We start from the raw sequence: 25,390 nt of genomic DNA on the forward strand, positions 1-25,390 counted from the left end.
TTTGGTGTTTATTCCCGGTGACTGGCTGCTTGAAACTCAGCCCGCAAAATGGCATACATGGCTTCGTCTACCAAACCAGTGTTATTTAGCCCCCGCTGCCGCAGTACCCCTTCAAAGGTCAGGCCACTTTTCTGCATCACTTTGCCGGAAAATGTATTCGCCGTGTCGTGTTTAGCTTCAATGCGATTCACGTCGGTGCTGGCAAACAAATAGGCAATGACCACGGAAATGGTGCCGATTAATTCGCCGCTGGCCTTAAGTTCGATCCCCCAATCAAAGAAATCTGGTTCTTGATAGTGCTGGGCCTGCTGGGTCAAGCGGGCCTTTACCTGGGCCAGGTCCTGATAGGCGGGCCAGGTTAAATATTTGGTGACAGCCGGATCGGCAGCCCAGTTTTGCAACATTTGTGGCGCATCGGTCGGTGTGAGTTGGCGTAAAATTAAGCGTTTTGTTTCTAAGCGTGTGGTCCCCATAAGACATCTCCCAAAAAATAATTAATTACAATCATCACCCGTTAGCTACTTTAAAGCCCGGACATAATAATCCGAATAAGCCACCCCATCATGACCCAATAACACTTCGGCAGTCGGTTGAAAGCCGAGTTCATGCAAAGCTTGGCGCCGAATCCCAGCCGCTGGAATGGCCTTGGTGGCAACTTTACTAGTTTTAAATAGGGCCTTGAGATAAGGCAAATAAGTGGCAATGATTTCGCTGATTACGTCAGCTTGTTCATAATCACTGCGCAAATCCAGGCGCAAAATGGCCGTATCGTCAAAATAATCCGTGGCTTGGCGACCGAATAGCTCAACGGTGCCTACCGCAGCCTTTGTTCTAGTATGAACGATGCTCCAACGAACAAAACCTTGCTGTTGGTATTCCTCGCCCCAATAATCAATAACCGCCTGCATTTTAGCCAGATCGGTATAGTGGAAATCATCGCCGCCACAATTATCGCTATTAAATAACGGCCAGGCTTTCGAATCACTGTAAACGCGTAGCAAGTCCGCCGCATCGGTCAGGATAGTCTGCCGCAATAAGAAGTGTTGGCTTTGCAAGTCGGGACAGTTTTCATAAACATTTGGCATCAGGTGGACCTCCTCAAATAGTTGGTTTAAAACGAGTGCAATCAGGTTGGCCTTATGGCTTAACGGCCGCCACGATCAACATCATGGGCCGCCGCAATTCATCCCGCATTTCTTGACTGGCTTGTTGCATGGCTTTGGTGGGCGTGGGTTCCACCAAAGCCGTCAGCGTTAAGCCTTGTTTTAACAACGTGTTCACATAAGTGGTGACGGTGCGATGATACTTGGCCACTTGATGGTTCAAAAAATCCGTCTCCCGCAGTGACTCGTCAAAGTACCGGTCCACCGGCCAATATAAAATCTTCCCAGCGTCATTTCTAACCCATTGCTCTTGGCCCTGGGCAGTAAAAATGGGATGCTCCACAGACATGACAAAATGGCCTTGGGACGCTAAACAGGCGTCGATTTTTTGGACCAGACTGGCGTAATCGGCAATGTAGTGAATGGCTAGGGAGCTGATAATCACGTCAAATTGCTGTTGCAAGGTATCGATGTCCGTCATGGATAGCACTTTGTAAGTGATATTGGCCGCTTTAGTCATGGTTTTGGCCTTTGCAATCATCCGGTGGGATAAATCAATGCCCAATACCTGCTTAGCCCCATGTTCAGCCGCATAGCGGCAATGCCAACCATAACCACAGCCCAGGTCTAAAACCGTCTTACCGGTAAAATCCGGCAAAACTTGCTGTAATTCATGCCATTCCCCGGCTGCTTTTAAGCCTTGCTCAGAACGGGCCATGTGACTATAGGCGTCAAAAAAATCAGGATCATCGTAAATATCTGTCATGGTCAACCTTCCCATCTTAAAATAAGTGCTAATTTGATGGTACCAATCTCAGCTAGAAGGTCAAGCTTTTTCCAAGATTAAGTTGCTATAATTGATAACTATTTTTTCATTGTATGCAGATATTAGCATAATTTATCCTCGTGTTATTTTTGAAGTAAGCTTTGTGAAATTTCAGAAAATGGGTTGTCCTATTTTCCTCAAAGGTGTACACTCACCTTGTAAAAGTTAATAGGCGATGATGTTCGCCATAAAATAATTGTTCAAACAATTTGATGACGTCTACTGTAATCGGGTTTAGCCACCCCCTATACAGTAGACGTCTTTTCTTTTTGCAAGACGAAAGGGGTATTACATTTATGAAATTATTTATTGACTCAGTTAAAGCACGGGAAATCTTTGATTCACGGGGCAATCCAACTGTTGAAGCAGACGTTATTCTCTCAGATGGCACCCGGGGTCGGGCTGAGGTCCCTTCCGGCGCCTCTACCGGCGAAAAAGAAGCCGTGGAACTCCGTGATGGTGGCAGTCGCTTACAGGGCAAGGGGGTTTTAAAGGCCGTCAACAATGTCAATACAAGCATCAATGCAGCGTTGCATGACAGCGATCCCTTTAACCAAGCCCACGTGGATCAACTAATGATTCAACTGGATGGCACGCCCAATAAAGCTAAGCTTGGGGCCAACGCCATTTTAGGGGTGTCCATGGCCACGGCCCGGGCTGCCGCCAATGCCTTGCATCAACCCCTCTATCGCTACCTTGGGGGAACAGATTTAGAATTGCCCCAAACCTTTCACAATGTCATCAACGGTGGCGAGCACGCGGACAACGGGATTGATATTCAAGAATTTATGATCACGCCGGTTGAACGCACTAGTTTCCGAGATGGTTTTGAAAAAATCACCAACACCTACCATACTTTGAAAAAAGTTATTGAAGCCGCTGGTTTTACCACTGGTCTGGGGGATGAAGGTGGCTTTGCCCCGAATTTGAAATCCTCTGAAGCGGCTTTACAGATGCTCCACGATGCCATTGTGCAAGCCGGTTATACCCCAGGCAAAGAAATTGCCATCGCCTTTGATGCTGCCGCTTCTTATTTTTATAATCGGGACACGAAGAACTATGACTTTGAAGGTCAAACCTACACCCCCGATGAACTCGGGGCCTATTACCACAAGCTCTTGGACAAATTCCCCGAAATCATTTCCATCGAAGATCCCTACGGTGAAGAAGATTGGGCCAACTTCGTGAAATTCACTAAAGCCTATGGTCAACGAATTCAAATCGTGGCCGATGATCCGGTGTGCACCAATCCTAAATTGATTCGTGAAGCCATTGAACAAGGGATGGCCAACAGTATTTTGATTAAGCTCAATCAAATCGGCACAGTCACTGAAACCTTAGAAGCCATTCGCCTGGCTCGTAAAAATGGGTACACCACGATGATTTCTCATCGTTCTGGGGAAACTGGTGATACCTTTATCGCTGACTTTACCGTGGCCACCAATGCCGCTGAATTGAAATCTGGTGCCCCTGCCCGTTCCGAACGGGTGGAAAAGTACAACCAACTTTTGCGCATTGAAGAAGAATTAGGGACTGACGGTACACGCTTGGCCCATTTCCCAGATAACGTCAAATTTGATTAGCCAAGTTTGAGTCGCTATCTTTAAGCCACAACAAATTGGCCCAGCAGCTTTCATTCAAACTGCTGGGCCTATCTTGACGGAGGTGCCTACGTTGCAAACCAAAATAATTAAAGGCCTTTCAAATGCCCAAGTTAAACAGCTACTTCAAAAAAATGGCCCTAATGAAGTGGCTGCAACGGCAACTGCGATACTAATAAGCTGCCCCATCAATTGACCACCTTAGCTAAAGCAATCACCCGATGCTCAATCTCGTCACGAACTTGCCGAAAAACGGTTAACACCTCGGCATCCGTCCCTTGGGCTTGGGCGGGGTCAGGTAACGGCCAATGTATTTTTTCAACGGTTGCTGGTACGACAGGACAGCGATCCCGGGCATCCCCACACAGGGTCACCACGAAGTCACTGCTGTTCAAGTAAGCCAAGTCAATGACCTTAGAGCGCTGTTGGGAAATATCGATACCCTTTTCAGCCATCACTTTAACAGCCTTGGGATTTAACCCCTGGGCTTCAAGTCCCGCGCTGGCAATCCGCCAGTCAGGGCCTAATAAGTGTTTGGCAAAGCCTTCAGCCATTTGACTGCGACAGGAATTACCCGTGCATAAGAAATAAATTTGCGGCATAATGCCACCTCCAAAACATGTTTAACCGAAGACGCTCAAGGATAACCAAAGGCCACACAAGGTGACGAACAAAACCGGAATCGTAATGGTGATCCCAATTTTAAAATAAGTGCCCCATTTTATCTTGACCCCTTTTTGGGCCAGGACGTGTAACCAGACCAATGTGGCCAAAGAACCGATGGGCGTGATTTTAGGCCCTAAATCAGAACCAATGATATTGGCATACACCAGCGTCTGGTGCATTAGCCCCGACACATCGGCGCCTTTAATGGCCAAGGCGTTGATCATCACCGTGGGCATATTGTTCATGGCTGATGATAAAAAGGCTGCTAAGTAGCCCATGCCCATGGTGGCCAGGAAACGACTCCCCGAGGCAATTTTGGCAATCAAGCCCGCTAGCAAGGTGGTCAAGCCCACGTTTTGCAGGCCATAGACCACCACGTACATGCCAATTGAAAAGAACACAATATTCCAGGGCGCACCCTTCACCACGGCTTGGACATTGACCTGGGGACTTTTGGCCCCCACGAATAGGAAAATTGCCGCAATTGTCAAGGCAATAAAGGACACCGGAATATGCAAGAAACTACTGCTAAAGTAACCCACTAATAACGCTGCTAAGACCACCCAAGAAAAGCGGAATAAGCGTTGATCTTTGATGGCGGATTTTGGGGTAGCCACATGAGCCATCTCATAATGCCGTGGCAACGCCTTGCAGAAATAAAGGAAAAGAATGGTCACACTGATCACCAGTGAAAACAGATCCGGCAGCCACATCCTCAAAGCATATTCCGAAAACGTAATGCCAAAGAAATCTGCCGATACAATATTTACCAAGTTGCTGACCACTAAGGGCAGCGAAGTGGCATCGGCTATAAACCCACCGGCAATGATAAAGGGAAAAACCCGCTTTTCATCAAAATGCAGGGCCCGCACCATGGCCAACACAATGGGTGTCAGGATCAAAGCCGCCCCATCGTTGGCAAATAAAGCGGCCACAATGGCCCCCAGGACAGCAATTAGGACAAACATTCGAATGCCATTGCCCTTCGCCAAGCGGGCCATATGTAAAGCGGCCCATTCGAAGAAGCCGATTTGATCTAAAATCAAAGAAATCAAGATGATGGCCACAAAGGACAAGGTGGCGTTCCAAACAATCCCCGTGACGGTGCCTACATCTTTAAAGGTCACCACCCCAAACAGTAAAGCTAAAACAGCCCCACCAATGGCCGTCCAACCAATGGATAAGCCCTTAGGCTGCCAAATCACAAATAGTAACGTGAGTAAAAATATAAAAATCGCAAAAAAGACTTGCATAATGCCTCCAAAGTCAATAATCAATCCCTGCTTATGTTTGTTAACTTTCGTACTGGTCCGCGGGTGCCTTAAATCTGCAACAACGCGGTTTCAAAATCTGGGCGCCAGGGTTCCACGGCCAGGTGTCCATTGGAAACGGCCTGAACCTTCGCCAGCCACTGCCCTTCATTTTGGGCCCGGGCCTGCAGACAAGGATGCTGGGTTTTAGTTGCGCCTAGACTTTGGTTAACGACCCACCAAGTATGGGCCATATGCGCCCGATTCAGATCGGCGTTTAACCGCAAGGATTCATAAACCGGCGTGGCCTCAGGTAAGGTGACCATGATAATTTCTGTCTGACTGGCATCTTGCAAGCGGGGCAACAAATTGGCAATAGCTGCCGGCACGGCCCCCGTGCTGCGCTGAACTTCTTTGGCATAGCTTTGAGTGGAATCTAACAACAGTAATGTATGCCCAGTGGGGGCGGTGTCGATGACCACCACGTCACTGTCGGCTTGGGCCACAATGTCGGCGAATGCCCGGAATACCGCGATTTCTTGGGTACAAGGCGACCGCAGATCTTCAGCGATATAAGCCACCTCGTTGGCGCCCAGGGTTTGCTTCGCCGTAGCTAAAACTTCCTTCTGATACGCAGCTAAAACCTGGGGTTCGTCAATATGCCGCACCGTAATGGCCGGGTCGTTGAGTTTGAAGAAATTCAGATGGTCCGCTGGATCTGTAGTGGCTAAACAAACCGTTTTGTGCTGTGCCGCCAATTTCTGGGCAATTTGCACGGCAACGGTGGTTTTTCCCACGCCCCCCTTGCCCATGGTAAAAATAATTTTCTTGTTGGTTTTAATCAAATCAGCCACAATTACATCTAAGGTGTGGTAATTTTCAGACTGGCGGTCTAGCGTTTTGACCTTGGCGGGCTGTTGGGCCTTCAAGACCAATCTTAAATTGGTTAACCCGGTGACATTATAGGGCCGCAAAGGAATTTCAGATTGAGGTAAAGTGGTCAGGATCGCCGGCATATTTTCCAGATCATTTTGCTGTTGGGCAAAAATTGCCTGGGAAGGCGGGTCCATAGGGTCCATCAAGGTGCCATTGATGATCAGTTGTTGGTGCTGCATCCCAATGGCCGCCAATTCCTCAGCAGCCCGGCTAGCCTCTAACAAGGCGGCACTTTGGGGCCGGGTGACGATCATCAATGTGGTTAAGTCGGGGTCATTTAACGTGGCCACGGCTTTTTGATAGCTGGCCTTTTTATCACCTAGCCCGGCCAACTGACCTAAACAAGAGGCCCCATGGCTATTTTCAGCTAAGTAATTATCCCAAGCCGCAGGTAATTGCAACATTCTTAAGGCATGGCCGGTGGGGGCGGTGTCAAAAATAATCGTATCAAAGCGCTGGGCGACTTGGGGATCAGTTAAGAAATTAGTGAATTCATTAAAGGCCGCAATCTCCACCGTACAAGACCCGGATAATTGTTCCGCCATATTTTGCAGGGCTGAATCCGGTAAAATCCCCCGATAAGGGCCGATGACACTTTCCCGATAAGCCGCTGCGGCCGTGACCGGATCAAAGTTGGCCGCAAATAAGCCAGGGACCCCAGGGATGGCCTTAGGGTGATTGGACAGGCTCGTTTCAAAAACATCTTGTAAATTACTGGCCGGGTCCGTGGATACCAACATGACTTGTTGGCCGGCATCCGCCAGTTGGATAGCTGTGGCACTGGCAACCGTGGTCTTACCCACGCCGCCCTTGCCGGTGAAAAATAAGTAATGGGTCAAAGCTTCTTTTAAGGGTTGGTAAGTATTCATTTTAAAACTCCTTTGCATATATAGATGATTATCTATATATAACACTTAAAAAAATTGGCTCCCGCCAATCTTTCCATGACTTAGCAGCAGCCACTGCCGCCACAACAGCCCTTATTCTCGTCCGCTGGGACAAAAACCAAACCGGTATAGTGGCCTAGTTCCTCTAAAGTGGGATATGTACCCTGTTTCACAATTTCTCCGTCCACCACGGTAATGGGCAAATTCGTCTCGGTATCATCAGCCATGGCCGCTAAAATATCGGCCCGCTGACTAAAGGTATCAGGATTGTTGCTGAGGTTATAGCGGGTGGCCTGGACCCCGTCAACCTTGCTCATAGCTTCAAAAGCGCCGGTGATCATCAATAATTCTGGGTTCACGCTGGGCCCGCAAACACCGGTGGCACAGCACATGGCTGGCTCAAATAATTCAACTGTTTTCATTTCGTAATAACATCCTTTCTTGTCGCCTGATCTTGGCAATTGTCGCAGCTGCCGTCATGACAAATGCAATCGGCGTCGTTGGCCAACAATTGCTTGGTGTCCTGTAAAAAGGCGATGACAAACGCTGGTTTCAAGGTATAATGCTGCCACTTGCCCACTTTTTGAGCTGTGACGATCCCCGCTTGTTGCAAGACTTTCATGTGATGGGATAAAGTGGGTTGGGAAAATTCAAAATGGGTCAAAATATCACAAGCACACAAGGTACCGCAGGATAATAAATCAATAATTTTCAAACGATTGGGATCGGCCATAGCTTTGAGCATGGGTACATAACTTTGATAATCCATGTGAAACACCTCCTCTAACAGATAGACATTTATCTATATGTCTAATATAGACCCCCATCTATGTAAGCGCAAGCATTATTTTGTGCATGATTATACAATCGCCCAATATACTGCCATCTGGACATGCAAAAAGCAGCCTTCTCTCACCAATTTTGAAAGTAGGCTGCTAGTAAATTACGACGCCATCATATTAATGAATACCAAACTTCAAACTTGTTGTTGGGCTGGCCGCACGAGGACTTCACTGACCGCCACATGTTTGGGCTGATTGATGGCATATAACACCGCTTGGGCGATGTCTTCAGGGTTTAACGCTAACCCAGCAGCTTCTGGCGCGTCCATTAATTGTTGCACAGACGCTGAAACCGCTGAGTTACCAATGGTGTGGACTAATTCCGTGCGTACTGCTCCGGGGGAAATAATGGTGGAACGAATGCCATTTTCTTTTTCTTCCTGGCGCAAGCCTTCCATAATAGCCCGCACCGCATACTTGGTGCCGTTATACACGGCGGATTCCGGATAAACCACATGGCCGGCCACGGAATCCGTGGTGATGATCAAGCCATCTTTTTGCTGACGCATAATTGGCAGAACTTCGCCAATGCCATTTAACACACCCATGATATTGATGTCCAGCATTTGTTGCCATTTGGCATATTCCCGATCGTGTAATGGGCCCTGGGGCATGACACCGGCGTTGTTATATAACACATCAACGCGTCCAAATTCCGTCAGAGCCAGTTGTAGCAAAGCGGTCACGTCAGCCCGCTTGGTCACATCGGTCACTTGATAGCGGGCGTTGGCCCCCAAGGTAGCGGTCAAGGCTTTAAGCTTGTCTTCCCGCCGCGCACCCAACACGACTTTGGCTCTTTTTTCCACCAGCAATTTCGCTGTAGCGGCACCAATGCCACTGGACGCCCCAGTGATCACAACGACTTTATCTGTAACTGTCATAAAATAATGACCCCCTTTTATAAGTTAGTTCTACCATAACCCTTAGAGTGGACTAGAGGTCAAGCCTTAATTGGAAATTAAAACAGCCTTGCTGGCCACCCCAGTGAAGGGTCCTCAAGGCTGTACCTGAATCAAATGCTTAAAGTTTTCCGGTTAAGAACTGGGCTTCCCCATTGCCAAAGCTCCAGTCCTCATCCGTATTCACCGACAGATTGATCATCACGTCTTCCCGCCGCAAACCCAATTTATCATGGAGTTCCTGCACCAGATTGGCGTAGAAAACTTGTTTTTGTTCAGTGGTTCTTGGCCGGGTCACCAGACTAAATATCAAAACTTTGTCGGTACGCTCGAACCCCAGGCCTGTATCTAAAATCTGCATCTCGTAAGGTTCATGTTGGGTAACAATTTGATACCGGTCCCCCACTGGGGCATTGAAAGCCTTGAGCATCACAGCATAAGAAATATCTAGAATCCGTTTGATTTCAGCTTCGGGGCGACCTTTGAGCATATCAATTTTCATTAATGGCATGGTGTTTTTTCCTTTCTTTTGGGCGTTAAGTAACTTTACAAAAAGCGCTGGGATCTTGGGTCAAAACCAATCATCTCAACGCTTTATTTATCACTTGTTTAGAATAAAATTACTGAATGGCTGCCGTTACCGCGGACTGCACGGCGGCCTTTTCAGCTTGAATCAAAGCCACGCGGCTTTCAATAATCTTGATGTCCATGGTAATTTCTCTGGTCAAACCAGGAGTTGGTATTTTAGGTTCAAAGAAGGCTTTGAACTCCGCTAAGCGGGCCGGGGTGCGGAAAATGCCGGCGATGACGGTGATGTAAGTGGTGAATTCCATGTCGCCACCCACCGTGTCGTCTAACCATTGCCAATCTTGGCGAATCCAGTCCCAAGCGGCTTGCTGGCCGTCGTCATTGGCCAAAACGCCACGGAACCAGCCTCTTAAATCTTGGGGCTTGATGGTGTCCGCGTCTTCAAAGTGCTGGATCAACCGGGCAATCAGTTGGCCATCAGTAGTGCTGGTCAAGGCCGCCCGAATGTCCGCTTGTAACTGGCATCTGCAGACTGGCGATAAGCGGCTAACAATTGGTCGAACAAGGCGCTACTGCCGAAGTTTTTCACTTCATTGCGCAAAACTAAGACCCGAATATCTGCCGATATGGTGGCCAGATTGTCCCGGTTGGCCTGGAATAAGTCGTGGGCAGCAGCAACTGCTTTAGCATTTTTCGCGTATAAGGCGGCACTCAAAACATAGGGCCGGGTCAATTGGTCGTCGTTGGACTCCCCAGCCTTTGGCGTCCAGCCCAAGCGGGTAACTTGAGCGGCACTTAATTGATCAAAGAAAGCTTGTAATTGTTTCTCTTCTGGTGAATTTGGTGCCACGAATTTCTTCAAGTTGCCGGCCACACTGTAAAGGGCCGCATTGACCACATGTGCTTGACTGTTGGCGAATTGGGGCAGCAGTGGCACGATGGCCCCGTAAGAAATTTGGCGGCCATCCGCTAACAGGCGTAAATCCTGGAGAATTTGCAGCTGAGTGATGGCATCTAATTCAGTGACATTGGCTAAAATATCTTGTAGCAGGGTATCATCGTATTTCACAATGAAATGGGAATTATTGCCCACGTTTAGGCGGAAAGGTTGGCCATTTTGTTGGCGCAGTTGGGCGTAATCCCCTAGAACTACTTGCTGATCCGCTAGAATTGCGGGGGCGGCATCGTAGTTACTGTTCAATGGGATTTGCCATTGCCGGCCGGCATCTTCACCGGCCCCAATAAAGAATTGTTGTTGGGATAAGGTGAGCTTGCCATCAATAACCGCGGCGGTGACCACGGGATAACCGGGCTGTTCCAGCCAAGAATTCATGATGGCACCCACGTCCATCCCCGCAGCCTCCCCTAAAGCAGCCCATAAGTCCGCCCCAGTGGCATTGCCAAAATGATGGGTGGCAAAGTATTGCTTCAAGCCCGCTCTTAAGGCCTTGTCGCCAATTAAAGCCCGAACCATGACTAACATGCGGGCCCCCTTGGCGTAAACAATAGCTGCATCAAACAAGGAGTCGATCTCGGCAGGATTTTCAACCTGCACATGGACAGATTGCACCCCATCGGTGGCGTCCCGTTGCAAGGCAGCGGGAACATCAGAAGTTTGGAACATTTCCCAAATGTGCCAGTCCGGTTCAATGGCATCAATGGCCACATATTCCATCATATTGGCGAAACTTTCGTTTAACCACAAATCATCCCACCACTTCATGGTCACTAGATCCCCGAACCATTGGTGAGCTAGCTCGTGGGCGATCACCGTGGCCACCAGTTGTTTCATATCCAGGGCCGTATTGTCAGGATCTAGCAATAAATAAGCTTCCCGATAGGTGACTAAACCCCAGTTTTCCATAGCGCCGGCGGAAAAGTCCGGCAACGCCAATTGCCAAGAATGGGGTAGTGGGTACGGTGTTTGATAGAAATCTTCGTAAAATTCAATGGACCGTTTGGCAATATCCAAGGCAAAGTCTAATTTCTTGGCATCATGGGCTTTGGTGCCAAAGACCCCCACTTTGACGCCACTCTTGGTGGTGGTCAGTTTGCTTTGGAGATCCCCAAAGGCAAAGGCCACCAGATAAGTGGACATACGTACCGTGGTATCAAAATAATGGACCCCGTTTTCGGTATGGGTTTCCGGCATATTGCTCAAAATCGTTTCCCCAGGTTGTTCGTCAAACTTGATGGCTAAGGCAAAGGTGGCCTTGGCCTCAGGTTCGTCCACACAAGGGAAAGCCTGGCGGGCAAAGTTGGTCTCAAATTGAGTGCCAATGATCTGCTGCTTTTGCCCATTGAGTTCGTAATAAGATGGGTAAATCCCCATCATGCTGTCGGTGAGTTTAGCCGTGTATTTGATGGTCAAAATCACTGATCCAGACCGCGTTAGTTCAATATTCAGGGCATCGGTAGCGGCGTCCGTGGTGAAAGGCGCGGCCTGCCCGTTAGCTTGAACCGAGGCAATGGCTAAGTCCTTTTGATGAATGGCAATTTTTTCAGTTTGAGCAACCCCAGCAATGGTGGTTTTGCCAGAAATCGTCTTCGCTGCCCGGTCAATGTCCAGGTAGATATCGTAGTGCTTTGGTTTGAAAGTATTATAAAAGCGTGTTAATTCAGCCATAGTTTCCCCCTTGAATGCTCATGATATATCCATTATACGACACTTGGGGGGATGGTGCGCCAGAATAGAATTGGCCAATCGTGGACAAACAATAATTATTGCCGCTTATATTCAATGAATCGTTCTAATACAATGAAAAAGTTATAAATCTATGTCCCTTTAAATCGGCGTATTTAGTTATGGGGTAGTGGCATAGTCAAAATTTGTTATATTAGGAGCGGAAAATTGAAAAGAAAGTCAAAAATCAGTCTTGCATTATTGTTGTCAGTTCTAGTAGCACCGTCATACTGTGGCAGTCAGCCTGCCCTGGCCAAAACCTATACGGATGCTGAAATCATAAATTATGAAAAAGCACACGGGATGTCGATTGGATATACACCCGAACAGCAAGCCGCTTTTACGAAAGAAACCAGATCTGCTCTCGAATCATATGATAATACCGTAGACGATGTTACCGATTGGATCGATGCCGGCAGTCAGCCCCAAGCTACTGCTGATAAGGCAGCTACTGCCCCGCAAAAGTCTGATAATGCGCCAGTACAACCTACAGAAAATACGAATAATATGGGTCCAAATCAAAGCGACAATTTGAGCACCACTGTGAGTAGCTCCGTGATTGAGCCGAGTACGCCAATCAACAATAATTTAAACATCAGCCCCAATCAGACTGGGACTGCCGTTTATTCAAATTACAGTCCCCTAACTATTTATCAAGATGCTGAAACCACAAGCCAAAGTGGTGCCTTAGATGCAAATTGTAACGAATGGGCCGCCACCCATGTAGCTAAGGATTCATGCAATAATATTTTAGCTTATGATTTAGGCAACAATCAGTGGGTCAAAGCATCCCAACTGTCAAAAACTGCCCCCATTTCGGGTATCTTTGTAACATCCCCCAACACCCCATTATTTTTCACCGATGGCACCCTAGCTTCCTGTTTACAAAACGGTGGTACTTATCAAGTCTTCGCCGTAACTTATATTAATGGCAGACAAGCTCTAAAATTGGGCTCAGAAGCACAATGGGTTTTAACTGCGACTGGTGCCTATTATCCACAGTAAACCGCATTTGAATATTTAGTGTGTTTCGTTCACACGCGAATGATTGCCTGCCTTATTCTTAAGAACTGGGTCCAATACCAAACTATAAAGTCTCAAAATAGCCCGTATCCCCTGGTATCTTGATGATATTGGGGATACGGGCTATTGTCTTGGTATCTTATTTTTCAATACAATCAATAAGTGCTAGATTTAAATTCCAAGTAGGCCACTATCATCAAAGCAGTCTACTTACCGCTTTAAGCCATGAAAACACTATTCAACCTACATGCGATGATCAAAAACTTTTAACGCCACCATTTCCACCAACTGGCCCAATATAATGACCGCAAAACCCAAGAAAAGCGTGCGGCTTAAAGAAATATCAATATTAACTGATGGTATAAAGGTTAGGTACACCATGCCGATGGCAATCAGTATAACCAAATATTGAAAGAACTTATAGCCGATTCGGCTGGATAGCAGCTCAATTTCTCGCCAGCGCTCATCGTTTTTATATTGAACCTGCTTCTTGGCACGGTAATGTAAGTTGTAAAAATAAGCAATCATCAAAATGATGATGATGGCTAATAACAGTGGTTGTGACATTGCTAGTCCCCCTTTGGTTTGAAAACAACTACCCGCTAACTACATCCTCTTATCAAAAAAATGTAGGGCCCCCATTTCAACTAACTGACTAATAATAATGGTATAGACGCCAATTGAAAGAGCGTTAGCCAAAGAAATCTGAATGTTCAATTTAGGTATAAGTAACACTATTAATTCGACTAATGTCATCAGAACAAACGGTACTAGTAAAAACGTAAATCCAAATTTGCTTGCTCGGAATTCGATTTTTCGCCAGCGCTCGTCATCACCATAGTACGAGCGCTTTTTTTCTCGATAAATTATGCCATATATGTATGAAAATAACAGCGCTACTGTAACAATGAAGATAATAATTCGTGTCATTCTGCCTCATCCCCCGGTTCAAATACATCCGTAATCTCAACGTCAAATGCCTTGGCAATATTGAAAGCCAGTTCTAAAGACGGCGTGTATTTATACTTCTCAATGGAGATAACCGCCTGTCTTGAGATACCGACCTTCTTGGCCAAATCCGCCTGTGTCCAATCTTTTTCTGCTCTAAGGACCTTTATTCGGTTTTTAATCAAAGTAATGAACTCCTGACTTAAAGTAATCACTTAGTTACATTTTATTGTAACGGCCTGATTACATATTGTCAATATGCCATGACTAATTCATTTGGGATTGATTTGCCTCAAAAACGCCCGTTGAAGTTTTCTATATTGCTGAGACCCAGCCATTTGTGATATCATTAACATATAGTAATAGGCATTTTATTATTGTTGATTAGAAAGTCTGACACTTACTTTGGAAGCAGAACTGGGGATTTATCTACCTTGGGAGGTCGATTTATCATGCGCGTTAAACGGCTATTACTGACGGTATTATCTGGCTTGGCCCTAGGCATCGGCTACTTAGCAGTAACACCAAATACGGCCCAAGCGGAAGTCGCAACACAGGATACTTACTACGCCTACAGCACTGTCGCCACTGCGGACGGCACTTGGGGAGCCAATTTATTCAATGGCAATGATCAAAACAAAGTCTTTCAACGGGTCTTGCCTCGAGGCTCCCAATGGCAAGTCTTCGGCTTTACCAAACGTGCCGATGCATTTTACTTTGATGTGGGCAATAACCAGTGGATCCAAGGCAACCAAGTCCGGGTACCCGCCAATTCCGCCGCAGATGCCGGTCTAGACGTGGCCATCAAATTCGGCGACACCTATGGCCCTTACGTTTTCGGCTATATGGCTGACCAATCCGGGAACGCCCTGCTCAGCGGCAAATGGGGCTCGAACTATTACATTATCCGCCGGAATTATCAAGAACACGCTTATAATAACCCAGTTGCCATCACCAACTACATCGTCTATCAAAACGGCGATACCTTTGACGTTGGCTGGAACTTCTACTAATCAAGTCACAAAAATAGTCTGACCAGGGCATTCTTCCTTTTAACCGTAAGCTTAAGAATGTACCCTGTCAGACTATTTTTTAAAATTCAATTTATCCATTAAAACTAACTATACGAGGAGGTCCTAACATGAAAGTCGCTGCACTTTATGATATCCATGGCAACTACCCTGCCCTTGAAGCAGTCTTAACCGAGTTAACCTATGTCAAACCGGACATCATCGTCATTGGTGGCGATATTGTCTCTGGACCCATGTCGGCGCAAACCTTAGACCGCCTGTTAGCTTTGCGAAAAAGCTCTAACGTTATTTTTATCCGAGGCAATGGGGATCGGAAAGTTGTCGCCGCTTCAAAGCGCATCAAACGCGGTCCCCTAACTAATCTGTCAAGCCCGGGCAAGGCCAAGCAGTATTGGGTGGCACAACAACTGACCCAACATCAACTGGCCTTTCTTGAAAACCTAAAACCAACCGCCAGTATCCCCTTAAGATCTATCGGAGATACCCTATTTTGCCACGCCACACCTTACAGTGACTCAGATGTCTTTACTCCCAAATCCGATGCCAGAATCGTGGCCAAACTCTTCAGTCGGGTGCCAGAACCCATCGTGGTGTGCGGTCATACCCACCTGCAATTTAAACTCAAAATCGGGCAAAAGACCATCTATAACGCCGGTAGCGTGGGGATGCCCTTTGCCGAACAACCCGGCGCCTACTGGCTGTTGCTAGATTCGAACCAGCACAAAATTCAATTCAAACGAACCGCCTATGCCCTAGACCGGGCCGCCGAAATACTCCGGACCAGCGGTGATTCTCAAATAGAGTTCTTCATTGAGCGGAAGTTGCGCCATATACCTACGCCGCAGGTGGCTATGCGGATGCTGCATAAAATGGTCTTGAGATAACTGCGGTAGTTACCAATTACAGCAATAATTACAAGTTCAGCCAGATGACATCATTTACCATACCGACCTGGATATTTTACCTTAGCCAGGTAGGTATATTTTTGAATAAAGTCCCCTTTAGCATTGGTATAGCCATCGCGGCTATGTTCAAATTGATGCCATAACTTAATTTTTAAGTCTTCATACTTTTTGGCAATCACCGGGTGCTCATTTAAATAATCTCTAAAATACAATTCCTCATTGTCCCTGGCAAACCTGAGATGCAAATGGTAAACTTCATCGGCAAAACCCTGAACGGTATAACCCTTGTTTAAAGAGATTCTTGTCTCTTCTTCAGACATGATCATGTAGCCATTTTGAGTAAGTTGTTTAGCTACATCGGCTAACTTAGTCTCAGGAGCCACTTCAACTAAAATATCCACAATCGTCTTGGCCCAGATATCCTTGATGGCCGTACTGCCAATATGGCTGATTCTAACAACGGCAAAGTCTTGTAATGTTTTGCGAACCCTATTGGCCTCCTGCCGGTATTCAGTAGCCCACTGTTTTTGAGGTGCAGTCAATGAGATTGGGAACAGTTGCCAGAGTTCTTCTAAAGTCATTTCGGATAGTGGTTTAGGCATTTTTAGATTTCTCCAATTCAAAGGCGATTAAGTATAGATTTATTGATGAATTGTTTTCAGCATCACTTGTCCGTAATTATTAAACATTTTTCCCACGACTTTTCCCCAGTCTTTTTTGATTTCTTTTTATCTGCCGCATTACCTGTCTATAAATAACAACATGATATGGATGAGAAATTTCATCAAATTTTTGCTGAGCTTTTTTTGCATAGCCAAGCATAGACTGTCTATCTTTCTTCGGTACAGATGCTAAATATCGTATGGTTATGGCTTTGTGCAATTTGTAATGCGTTGAATCCTTAATTTGTTTTGCATTTTCAAGTCTTATCTTAAGTCGTTTACGTTCGTATGGAAATGCTGAACGCCAAGAATGCTCAATACCGGTTTTATATTTATATCTTTTCTTTTTGTAGTTCTCAACAAGCATGTCTATATCATCTCTACTTGATATATGTTGACGGTCTGTTTCAAGAGTAATCAAATCATTTACTGCTCGTTTCCCACGATAAATGAATTTATAAATACTTTTCGATCGGAGCGAAACTGAGTACCCATCAAAAATAAAACCTAAATAATCGAATGCCATCTTCCCCCAGCTGCTGCCATTCCAAACTCGAATATCTTTATTGATACCCCTGTACTCATACAATTTAGTTTTTTCAGATGAGATTTCCAATCCTAATTTCGTAACACTAAACGAAATAATTAGTTTTTTAAGCTCAATAACCGATTGAAAATTAATTCTGCCTTTAGGGAGAACAACAACGAAATCATCGGAATATCTACGATATATCCCACCCATATTGGACACTTTTCTGGATAATATTTGATCAAATGTTCCCATATATACATTTGCTAACACTGCACTTACAGCAGTTCCTTGTGGTATACCCCGTTGATTAATTCTGGACAATCTTATTTTTTTATCTCGAATGAGTTTCCCAAGGGTCTTCAAATCTTTCACATAAGCTGTCCCATACTTTCGATGTGACATCCGTAACCCTGCAACTTTTAATTGAGCATGTAATCTTCTTTGAGAAATCATACGATACTTAGTTATTGCTTTTAACATCGAACGCCATTCTGGAGTTAAGGGATTTCCTAAGATATTAACCAATTCTTGCTCAAGCTTTTTATGATCAAGCGTGTCAAAAAATGATTTAAAGTCCCCTTTTATTATCCAGGACTCTTTGTTATCAACAATAGTATTAATAACATCTCTTGCAACAATAATATTTGACCCATGACCCTTCTCGCGATATGCAACCGCCACCTCGTCAATACCGTGGGCTTTTGCAAAAATAGAATATTGCTGATTCAGAATTGCTCCAAAAAAGCGGTATACTAATGTGTCATGATGAGATGGGAGAGAGATATTTCGTTCTTTAATTAATACCCTTTGCTCGCTTGCCTTATACTTCTTTATTTTAATTCTGAATGAAATAAGGGGAAGGTATCGATGATGTGTAAAAAGGTCAGAACGGAGCTCCTTTATCAATCGCTCTTTTTCGATTTCTGGAACCGGAAAATCAAAATGCGTATATTTTTTTTGACTTGCTGTCAACAATGCTTTGATTCCTGTGTCTATTTGCATTGTCACATCCTCCAAAAATTGAAATCGGACATGAACATTCGACTAACAGTGTCGTAGTTCACGTCCGCCTATCCTATCGCCCGTTTGAGTGCTAACGTTTGATTATCTCACCCACAGTCTCGTGGTCTGTCATTAATTACAATATCATTGGGACCATAGTGGCAACCATAATCAACAATTCACCCGTGGAGGCGAGCATGTCAGTCATGATCATTTCAACCCTAACAATTTGTCTAGTTATTCACTTGACAACTGCCAACGACATATGTTACAACACAGTCTCATCCCTCGATTAACATCGAAAAGCACCATTTAGGAATCGGTATTTAAAGTATATCATCACAAACTAATAATTAATAGGTCAATGGGCCGTTTAATCAGTTCAAATGAAAATGATTTTGAATTTTATGAATATAGTCGATTTGCCCATCATCTGTAGGTTTAAAAGGCTTAATCTTAATCGTCTCTAAGTCATGATTCACTGCTACAAACACAAAAACGGCTTCACCTATCACCCTTGAATCACCTTCAAATGTCCGGGCTGTAATTTCCGCATAAAAGGTCATGGTTTTTTTAGAGGTGCTAAGCAGTGTTACATTAAAGCAGATCAACTCCCCTACTAGAGCTATTTTTCTGAAGTTAAAGGCCTTAACTGCAACCGTCAGCACTCTAGAGCCAGCATATCGAGAAGCCAATAAACCAATTGCCGCATCACAATGTTTAAATAGCTCCCCACCATGTAAAATATTAAGATGATTCAGTTGGTTTGCTTCTACATAAAACTCACCTGTTTTTTCTTGATAAAATGCCATTGGTTAACCTTCTTTGCGATATTTTACGGAACTCGGTAAATATTGTTGTAAGCGATTCCTTAATATTTATTTTAACTCAATTCTTTTAAAATTACGTTGGAATCCCATGAAAATAAATTTCACAATCATTATTGTAATCGACAAAAATACTCCTTGCTTATAAAGAACAGGTTCAATTACACCGTTGTCCTCCAAAGTAGGAGCATTTTTCAATTGTTAATGTGTTGCTAAAGTTTCATGAATTTGTGGATTGTTCTTACGTTGATCAGCTCGATGAATAACATTGATAATTTGCCGAGCTTCTTGAGAACCTTCGTAAATACGACGAGCACGTTGACTGTCACCTAAATTAACTAACAAAGCCTTATTTTCTGAAGCATACTCTGTCAATCCAGGCATCAATACATTATTACTACGCATACCCAAGCAAATAAACGCTTTGTCAAAATCAATATTGAACGTCTTATTGCCGTGCGTAACCGTGGCATTTTGATTGGTTACTTTTTCTAGTTTAGTATCAACATACTGTTTCACATTATATTTCTTGAGTAATTCTTGCATGCCGATTTTGGTGATCAAATCCAGTTCTTTACCAATTTCGGGTAACATATCTACCATGGTAATATTAGATTGATGATGCTCCGTAAAGAATTCCATCACATCTAAGCCCACAGCGCCGCCACCAATAACTAAAATATTTTCGTTATTGGTTTTGAAGTTGTTTGGATTCTTTAATAAATCAAAGATGTCATAAACGTGGCGATCACTCAACGCCATTGTATCTTTTAAGCCATCGATTGGTGGCAAGAGCGGTTTAGCACCTGTTGCATTCAAAATTACATCCGGTTGAATAGCTGCAATTTTAGCTATATCTGCAGCTTCTCCAAGATGAATATCCAAATTATCTAGCAAAGAAGCCCGATTCTTCAAATAAATAACATAATCATCGATCCGTTTTTTATCTGGTAATTTAGCAACTTCATGGGCCAACCCACCTAAATAATTCTTTTGTTCAAATAGCACCACGTCTGCACCTATTTCAGCGGCAGAACAAGCAGCTTCCAACGCTGTGGTACCACCACCGATAACAACTAACTTCACCTGATGTTTGATTTGATCTTGTTTGTAGTCATCTTCGTTAATAACATCTGGATTAACTGTACACCGGATAGGCAAGCCTTTAGCGATTCGATGATCAGCACAACCGATATTGCATGAGATACATTTACGCAACAATGCCTCTTGACCATCAGCAACCTTATTGACCCAATTTGGTTCAGCCAATAAGCCCCGACCCATAGCAATCAAATCAGCATCCCCATCTGCTAAAACTTTTTCCGTAACTTGTGGCGAACGGAAATTACCAGAAGTTACAACCACTTTATCAGGGAATTTTTGCTTCACAGCCTTAGCCATATAAGCACGCCAGCCATCGGCCAAGTTCATCTTGTCGATTTGATATTGTAATGTTTGATTAACTGCAGCAGAAACGTTCAAAATATCAGCTTCATCAGCAAAATAGTCTAGTAATTGCAATGTATCTTCTAATGTATTCCCATCGTTAATAAACTCATCGGCACTAAAACGAACTGAGATGGGGAAACGAGGTCCAACAGCAGCTCGCACAGCAGCCAAGACTTCTTTAGTGAGGCGGGCTCGTTTTTCAGGAGAACCACCGTAAGCATCGGTCCGATGATTATAATGTGGGGATAAAAATTGATCTAACAAATAGCTATGCCCAGCATGAACTTCAACACTGTCAAAACCTGCCCGCTGTGCTCTGCTAGCTGCATCCGCATAACAATTAATAATATGATGAATCTCTTCAATACTTAGAGGTCTTGGATGTGGCATCCCTGGTTTAGAAGGCACATCAGATGCAGAAACGGTTTGTAATCCGTTTAACCGTAGTCCGGTGGCAGAAGCACCGGCGTGATTGATTTGAACTGAAGTCTTAGCACCGAAAGCGTGCATGCGTTCATTAAACGTCCAAAGTCCTGGCATGAATTGATCATTATCCATTCGCAACTGAGTCGTTCCGTTTGTGCCTAAAGGATAATCAATACAGACATTCTCTAGTGTGATCAAGCCAGTACCACCCTTAGCCCGCTGTTCATAGTATTTGATATGGTCCTTATTGATAGAACCATCGAAATTAGCAAAATTGGACCCCATTGGGGGCATCATAATTCTGTTCCGTACGGTCATACCATTAATAGTTAACGGTTGAAAAATATGTGGATAATCTGTCATTACTATTTCCCCCTTTGAAGTTATCTTTAAAGTTTTAAATCTTCTAAATCTTGACGCAAATTTTGAATTGGAATCTGTCCTGGTGCAGAAGCAGCGCCAACTGTTGCAAAAGTAAGCGCTGAGCCAAACGCTTCACCAGAAATTCTAGAAACTTTACCAATATTTCCCATAGACATAGTAATCACAGGTTGCGTTAATTCACTGCTCGCTTCATTAGTAGCGGCCAGTAGTTCCAGGACATCTGCAGTATTCTGAGGCATTACAGCCATTTTTGCGACATCAGCGCCGTAAGCTATCATTTTCTTTAAACATGTTTTAATCTCAGCTTTGGCTGGTGTGGCGTTGAAGTCATGATTGCTCATGATCACAACCACATTTGCTACTTTAGCTTGTTGTAAAATACTTTTGATTTGGGTTTCATCATGATACAGTTCTACATCGATGGCATCGGTTTGCTGTGCACTGATTACTGTCTTACAAATTCCAAAATAATCATTTTCACTGAGCAACAATTCGCCGCCTTCGCCTTTCGTTCTGAAAGTTGTAAGTAACGCCAAATCGCCTAAAGTTGCGCGTAACGCCTTAGCAGTTTCAATATAGGCCGTCTTATCAGTAATACCTTCAAAGAAATCAATTCGCCATTCAACAATATCAGGCTTTGCATTAGCAATTTCTTCAGCTTGTTGTAAAACTGCTGCTTTGGTTTTGCCGGTGATAGGCACGGCGATTTTAGGACGGCCTTGACCTAAAACAATATTTCTAACTTTAACACCTTGTTTAGACAATTCACTATTCCCCTATTCTCAAATCGAACGATTCCGATTAGATTTCATAAATTATTCAGAAAACAACAAATCACGAATATAATCCACTGGCATATTTTCACCAGTCCATAATTTGAAAGCTTCAGCACCTTGTTCTAACATCATGCCTAAGCCGTTAAAGACATGTTGTACGCCAGCTTCTTGCGCAACAGTCATTAACTTCGTAGTCCTTGGCGCATAGACTGTATCAAAAACAATCATATCCTTGCGGAACCAGCCGGGATCACTAACTAGAGTCAAGTCTTCTAATGGCTTCATGCCAACACCAGTAGCATCACAATAAATAGCAGAATCTGCTATTTCCTTCTTGAAAGTAGCTTGATCATCAATGTCGAACAGCGTTGCTTTACATTTTGTCTTGCTATTAATGACTTCAACATTACGCTTGGCATTTTCCCATTCAGCATCTTTCTTATTAACGATGGAAATTTCCTTAACGCCATCTAAAGCGGCTTGAATTGCAATAGCTGTGCCAGCACCACCAGCGCCCGCTAAAGTCATCTTTTCACCACGAATATCCAGATTTTCATCTTCTAATGACTTCATAAATCCGGTGCCATCTGTACAGTAACCTGTTAATACACCATGATCATTGACAATGGTATTCACGGCACCGGTCATTTCAGCAGCTGGATCAATTTTATCTAGTAAGTCCATAACTTTTTGTTTGTTTGGCATGGAGATATTTGAACCACGCATATCTAATGTTCGAATGGCATCAACCGCTTGAGGTAGCGTCGCATTTGTGATTTCAAAAGCAAGATAAGCATAGTTCAAGCCGAGTTTGGCAAAAGCATTATTATGCATAGTTGGTGACATTGAATGCCTGATAGGATAAGCCATTAACCCAATTAAAATTGTATGCCCATCGATTCGTTCTGTCATTATCAGTTCCTCCAATTTTTTTGAATAATACTATTTAATAAACATTTCACAATCAGATTACCACGTTTAATCTATTGATTAAATACAACATTTTAGATATATTAATAGATAATATCTATTAATGGAGGTCATGAAAATGAATTTGAAACATTTGCTATTTTTTAAAGAATTAGCACGTACTCAGCACATGTCCAAAGCCGCGGAAAACTTAGGTATCTCTCAGCCCACACTAAGCTATGCCATTGATAAGCTGGAAAAGGAGTTAGGGGTGCCCTTATTTGAAAAAGATGGCCGTAATATTAAATTGACAGTACTTGGGAAAACTTACTTACAATTCATTACTAGAGGGCTCAATGAGCTAGATCGAGGTAAAGAACTTTTAGCCCAATCTCTAGATCCAAATATCGGTCATGTCAAATTGGGATTCACGTATACCATGGGGCAACAATTAATCCCTGAAATTGTGACGCAATTTCAACCACAAAAAAAAGATCAGCACATCAGCTTTGAGTTCTCACAAGGTAATAGTCGTGATTTATTAAAACAACTCATTAATGATGAACATGATCTTGTGGTCTCTTCTTATATGCCAAAAATCGGCGAGCAAGAATCAACCAATAGTTTAGAATTTATTCCATTGGTAAAACAGCGGATTATGCTGGCAGTAGCCCCAGACCATCCCTTGGCAAATCGGGAAAGTGTTTCTGTTCAAGAGCTAGCCACCTATCCTATGATTTATTTTTCAAAAAATAGTGGTCTGCGGTCCTTGATAGACAGTATTTTTAAACATGCCCATGTAAAACCGAATATTATTGCTGAAATTGAAGAAGATCATACTATTGTTGGTTTTGTACAATATGGCTATGGCATCGCATTAATTCCGAATTTACCACAATTAGACCAAAGTTTGGTCCGTCTAATACCCTTAAAGGATAATCCGATTCAGCATCAAATTTATCTCGCTTATCGTGACAATCGCTTCATGATACCTTCTGTGATTCGCTTTCGCAACTTCATTGAGCATTATTGCGAAGCCCAATTTACAAGTCAAAACAAGATGCTTTAAATCAAATGATAGCTTGTTTCTTGGTATTGAAGAATATGATAATACCAAGTAAAAATCCAATCGCGGCTATAACGCAGTCAAACACCATGATACTGTGAATACTGATTTTGAACAGATACCCTGTAATGATTGGAATGGTAAAAGACGAAATACTCCCGGCTGTATAGTAAATTCCTGTAACTAAACCCTTTCGATGGGGGAACAATTCACTCATGATGGTTAAACCGATTTGCATAACGCCTCCGGCTGCCGAAAATCCAATCAAGAAAGATCCAACTGTTAAAACAACAGGTGTCAAGATGAATGAAATAGCCATCAAGGTCATGAATGAAACAAATGTACTAATCAACATTAAATTTGTTGAGCGCATATGCAATCTACCGGTCAATAACGCAGAGACTAATACGCCTACGATTGAACCAACACTATAAATGCTGACTAGATAACGGGCATGGGCTGTATTCATATTTAAAACGGCCTGGCCATATTTGGTGAGCCATTGGCTTACCAAATAAAACGTAGACATAGAAATATATCCATAAATTGTTAATACAATAGCGTTAACTTTCTGATTAGAAGATAATGGTTCTTTAACAACCTCATCAGCAGTATCCTTCTTTGGTTTTGGTACTGTTGTTAATTTCGGGAATGTACTTCTACTGATAAAGAAAAAGTTGATAGCAAAAATAATGGTACAAACCATGAAGGAAACACCGAACCACCAGTCAAAGTGTTCAACCATTGTCACAAGAATCGGTAAAATCAATTCCCCAATGGAGGCAAATGCTTTTATCAGAATATTCGCTGTGGTTGGATTCTCGGGATATAGTTCCATCAAAGCCGGATAAGTGCCAGAATCTAAAAAAGAATTGGCCATCCCCGCTAATATACCGAATAAATAAGCAACATACATATTATGACTAAAGGTAATTCCAATGAAAAAGGGAATATACGTTAATATGCCTAACAATACAAAGGGCTTACGGCCATATTTATCTGAAAGTACGCCAGAAATATAAAGCACAATTAACCGGCCAATACCCAAGGATGAGATAACAAATGAAACACCAGCAGCTGACGTCCCCCATTGGCGACTTAACGCTGTCATATTCTGTGCCAAGATAACAATGGCCATCCCATGAACTAAGTAGTTGACATAAAGACTTATGCTCAGTTTTAAACGCTGTGATCTTTCCATAGCTTTGCCCCAATTCTATTAAGTGTAT

At 43.8% G+C, this 25,390-nt stretch carries 25 protein-coding genes, 1 pseudogene and 1 riboswitch; of the genes and pseudogenes, 6 read left to right on the forward strand and 20 right to left on the reverse strand.

Features of this window, described 5'->3' with window-relative positions; all coding sequences use genetic code 11:
• Window positions 1-8: 8 nt before the first annotated feature.
• Genes FC83_RS10875 through FC83_RS10885 form a run of 3 tightly spaced genes read right to left on the reverse strand, consistent with a single transcriptional unit; the run spans window position 9 to window position 1,869 of the window.
• On the reverse strand, window positions 9-473 hold the full coding sequence (locus FC83_RS10875) for a GNAT family N-acetyltransferase (RefSeq protein ID WP_035453889.1): 465 nt from the start codon (window positions 471-473) through the stop codon (window positions 9-11).
• A gap of 45 nt (window positions 474-518) precedes the next feature.
• On the reverse strand, window positions 519-1,085 hold the full coding sequence (locus FC83_RS10880) for a GNAT family N-acetyltransferase (RefSeq protein WP_035453891.1): 567 nt from the start codon (window positions 1,083-1,085) through the stop codon (window positions 519-521).
• Window positions 1,086-1,137: 52 nt separating this feature from the next.
• Complete coding sequence (locus FC83_RS10885; RefSeq protein ID WP_035453895.1) at window positions 1,138-1,869, reverse strand: class I SAM-dependent methyltransferase; 732 nt, start codon at window positions 1,867-1,869, stop codon at window positions 1,138-1,140.
• Window positions 1,870-2,091: 222 nt separating this feature from the next.
• Window positions 2,092-2,158: riboswitch (Fluoride riboswitch) on the forward strand.
• A gap of 67 nt (window positions 2,159-2,225) precedes the next feature.
• On the opposite strand from FC83_RS10885, the gene eno reads away from it, so the two are divergent.
• Together eno and FC83_RS17610 are read left to right on the forward strand one after the other, a co-directional pair.
• Window positions 2,226-3,512, forward strand: coding sequence for a phosphopyruvate hydratase (gene eno / locus FC83_RS10890; protein WP_035453898.1), 1,287 nt, complete (start codon window positions 2,226-2,228; stop codon window positions 3,510-3,512).
• Between the two features lie 82 nt (window positions 3,513-3,594).
• Window positions 3,595-3,726: a cation-transporting P-type ATPase gene (locus tag FC83_RS17610; protein WP_369346149.1), complete on the forward strand. Its 132-nt coding sequence runs from the start codon at window positions 3,595-3,597 to the stop codon at window positions 3,724-3,726.
• Here FC83_RS17610 and arsC read toward each other — a convergent pair.
• The 8 genes and pseudogenes from arsC to FC83_RS10930 all read right to left on the reverse strand — a co-directional run bounded on the left by arsC (window position 3,719) and on the right by FC83_RS10930 (window position 12,164).
• The gene (gene arsC / locus FC83_RS10895; protein ID WP_035453901.1) at window positions 3,719-4,132 is read right to left on the reverse strand and encodes an arsenate reductase (thioredoxin); all 414 of its coding nucleotides are present in this window, start codon (window positions 4,130-4,132) and stop codon (window positions 3,719-3,721) included. The genes FC83_RS17610 and arsC overlap by 8 nt on opposite strands.
• A gap of 21 nt (window positions 4,133-4,153) precedes the next feature.
• The gene (locus FC83_RS10900; protein WP_035453904.1) at window positions 4,154-5,449 is read right to left on the reverse strand and encodes an arsenic transporter; all 1,296 of its coding nucleotides are present in this window, start codon (window positions 5,447-5,449) and stop codon (window positions 4,154-4,156) included.
• Window positions 5,450-5,517: 68 nt separating this feature from the next.
• Window positions 5,518-7,251 carry an arsenical pump-driving ATPase gene (gene arsA, locus FC83_RS10905; RefSeq protein WP_057002776.1) on the reverse strand — a complete coding sequence of 578 codons (1,734 nt, stop codon included), beginning with the start codon at window positions 7,249-7,251 and terminating at the stop codon, window positions 5,518-5,520.
• Window positions 7,252-7,331: 80 nt separating this feature from the next.
• A complete protein-coding gene (gene arsD, locus FC83_RS10910) occupies window positions 7,332-7,691 on the reverse strand; it encodes an arsenite efflux transporter metallochaperone ArsD (protein ID WP_035453907.1) in 360 nt (119 codons plus the stop codon).
• Window positions 7,688-8,038: an ArsR/SmtB family transcription factor gene (locus FC83_RS10915; RefSeq protein WP_035453910.1), complete on the reverse strand. Its 351-nt coding sequence runs from the start codon at window positions 8,036-8,038 to the stop codon at window positions 7,688-7,690. The genes arsD and FC83_RS10915 overlap by 4 nt, the downstream gene beginning before the upstream one ends.
• 207 nt (window positions 8,039-8,245) lie before the next feature.
• Window positions 8,246-8,992 carry an SDR family oxidoreductase gene (locus FC83_RS10920; protein ID WP_035453913.1) on the reverse strand — a complete coding sequence of 249 codons (747 nt, stop codon included), beginning with the start codon at window positions 8,990-8,992 and terminating at the stop codon, window positions 8,246-8,248.
• 139 nt (window positions 8,993-9,131) lie between these two features.
• Entirely contained in the window at window positions 9,132-9,521 is a 390-nt protein-coding gene (locus FC83_RS10925; protein ID WP_035453916.1) for a tautomerase family protein, read from the reverse strand.
• Window positions 9,522-9,630: 109 nt separating this feature from the next.
• Window positions 9,631-12,164, reverse strand: a pseudogene (locus FC83_RS10930) (M1 family metallopeptidase).
• Between the two features lie 225 nt (window positions 12,165-12,389).
• Here FC83_RS10930 and FC83_RS10935 point away from each other — a divergent pair.
• Window positions 12,390-13,226 (forward strand): hypothetical protein, encoded by an 837-nt coding sequence (locus tag FC83_RS10935; RefSeq protein ID WP_035453919.1) that lies wholly within the window; start codon window positions 12,390-12,392, stop codon window positions 13,224-13,226.
• Between the two features lie 261 nt (window positions 13,227-13,487).
• Here FC83_RS10935 and FC83_RS10940 read toward each other — a convergent pair whose 3' ends face one another.
• Both FC83_RS10940 and FC83_RS10950 read right to left on the reverse strand, forming a co-directional pair.
• The gene (locus tag FC83_RS10940) at window positions 13,488-13,811 is read right to left on the reverse strand and encodes a hypothetical protein (RefSeq protein WP_035453922.1); all 324 of its coding nucleotides are present in this window, start codon (window positions 13,809-13,811) and stop codon (window positions 13,488-13,490) included.
• A gap of 359 nt (window positions 13,812-14,170) precedes the next feature.
• Window positions 14,171-14,377 carry a helix-turn-helix transcriptional regulator gene (locus FC83_RS10950; protein ID WP_035453928.1) on the reverse strand — a complete coding sequence of 69 codons (207 nt, stop codon included), beginning with the start codon at window positions 14,375-14,377 and terminating at the stop codon, window positions 14,171-14,173.
• A gap of 267 nt (window positions 14,378-14,644) precedes the next feature.
• On the opposite strand from FC83_RS10950, the gene FC83_RS10955 reads away from it, so the two are divergent.
• Entirely contained in the window at window positions 14,645-15,205 is a 561-nt protein-coding gene (locus tag FC83_RS10955; RefSeq protein WP_035453931.1) for a hypothetical protein, read from the forward strand.
• A 128-nt stretch (window positions 15,206-15,333) separates the two neighbouring features.
• Window positions 15,334-16,107: a metallophosphoesterase family protein gene (locus tag FC83_RS10960; protein ID WP_035453934.1), complete on the forward strand. Its 774-nt coding sequence runs from the start codon at window positions 15,334-15,336 to the stop codon at window positions 16,105-16,107.
• Window positions 16,108-16,157: 50 nt separating this feature from the next.
• Here FC83_RS10960 and FC83_RS10965 read toward each other — a convergent pair whose 3' ends face one another.
• The 6 genes from FC83_RS10965 to FC83_RS10990 form a co-directional block, all read right to left on the reverse strand.
• Window positions 16,158-16,730 (reverse strand): GrpB family protein, encoded by a 573-nt coding sequence (locus FC83_RS10965; RefSeq protein ID WP_035453937.1) that lies wholly within the window; start codon window positions 16,728-16,730, stop codon window positions 16,158-16,160.
• A 79-nt stretch (window positions 16,731-16,809) separates the two neighbouring features.
• Entirely contained in the window at window positions 16,810-18,324 is a 1,515-nt protein-coding gene (locus FC83_RS10970) for a reverse transcriptase/maturase family protein (RefSeq protein ID WP_035453940.1), read from the reverse strand.
• A gap of 377 nt (window positions 18,325-18,701) precedes the next feature.
• Window positions 18,702-19,136, reverse strand: a complete 435-nt coding sequence (locus FC83_RS10975) for an acyl-CoA thioesterase (RefSeq protein ID WP_035453943.1) — start codon at window positions 19,134-19,136, stop codon at window positions 18,702-18,704.
• 216 nt (window positions 19,137-19,352) lie between these two features.
• Window positions 19,353-21,389 (reverse strand): oxidoreductase, encoded by a 2,037-nt coding sequence (locus FC83_RS10980; RefSeq protein ID WP_035453946.1) that lies wholly within the window; start codon window positions 21,387-21,389, stop codon window positions 19,353-19,355.
• A gap of 26 nt (window positions 21,390-21,415) precedes the next feature.
• Complete coding sequence (aroD, locus tag FC83_RS10985; RefSeq protein WP_035453949.1) at window positions 21,416-22,174, reverse strand: type I 3-dehydroquinate dehydratase; 759 nt, start codon at window positions 22,172-22,174, stop codon at window positions 21,416-21,418.
• A gap of 51 nt (window positions 22,175-22,225) precedes the next feature.
• Window positions 22,226-23,098: a shikimate dehydrogenase gene (locus FC83_RS10990; protein WP_035453952.1), complete on the reverse strand. Its 873-nt coding sequence runs from the start codon at window positions 23,096-23,098 to the stop codon at window positions 22,226-22,228.
• Between the two features lie 136 nt (window positions 23,099-23,234).
• Between FC83_RS10990 and FC83_RS10995 the strand changes: the two genes are divergently transcribed.
• Complete coding sequence (locus FC83_RS10995) at window positions 23,235-24,164, forward strand: LysR family transcriptional regulator (protein ID WP_035453955.1); 930 nt, start codon at window positions 23,235-23,237, stop codon at window positions 24,162-24,164.
• A gap of 1 nt (window position 24,165) precedes the next feature.
• On the opposite strand, the gene FC83_RS11000 is transcribed toward FC83_RS10995, so the two are convergent.
• Entirely contained in the window at window positions 24,166-25,362 is a 1,197-nt protein-coding gene (locus tag FC83_RS11000; protein WP_035453958.1) for an MFS transporter, read from the reverse strand.
• Between the last annotated feature and the right edge of the window lie 28 nt (window positions 25,363-25,390).

The organism is Agrilactobacillus composti DSM 18527 = JCM 14202 (assembly GCF_001436375.1).
GTDB lineage: Bacteria > Bacillota > Bacilli > Lactobacillales > Lactobacillaceae > Agrilactobacillus > Agrilactobacillus composti.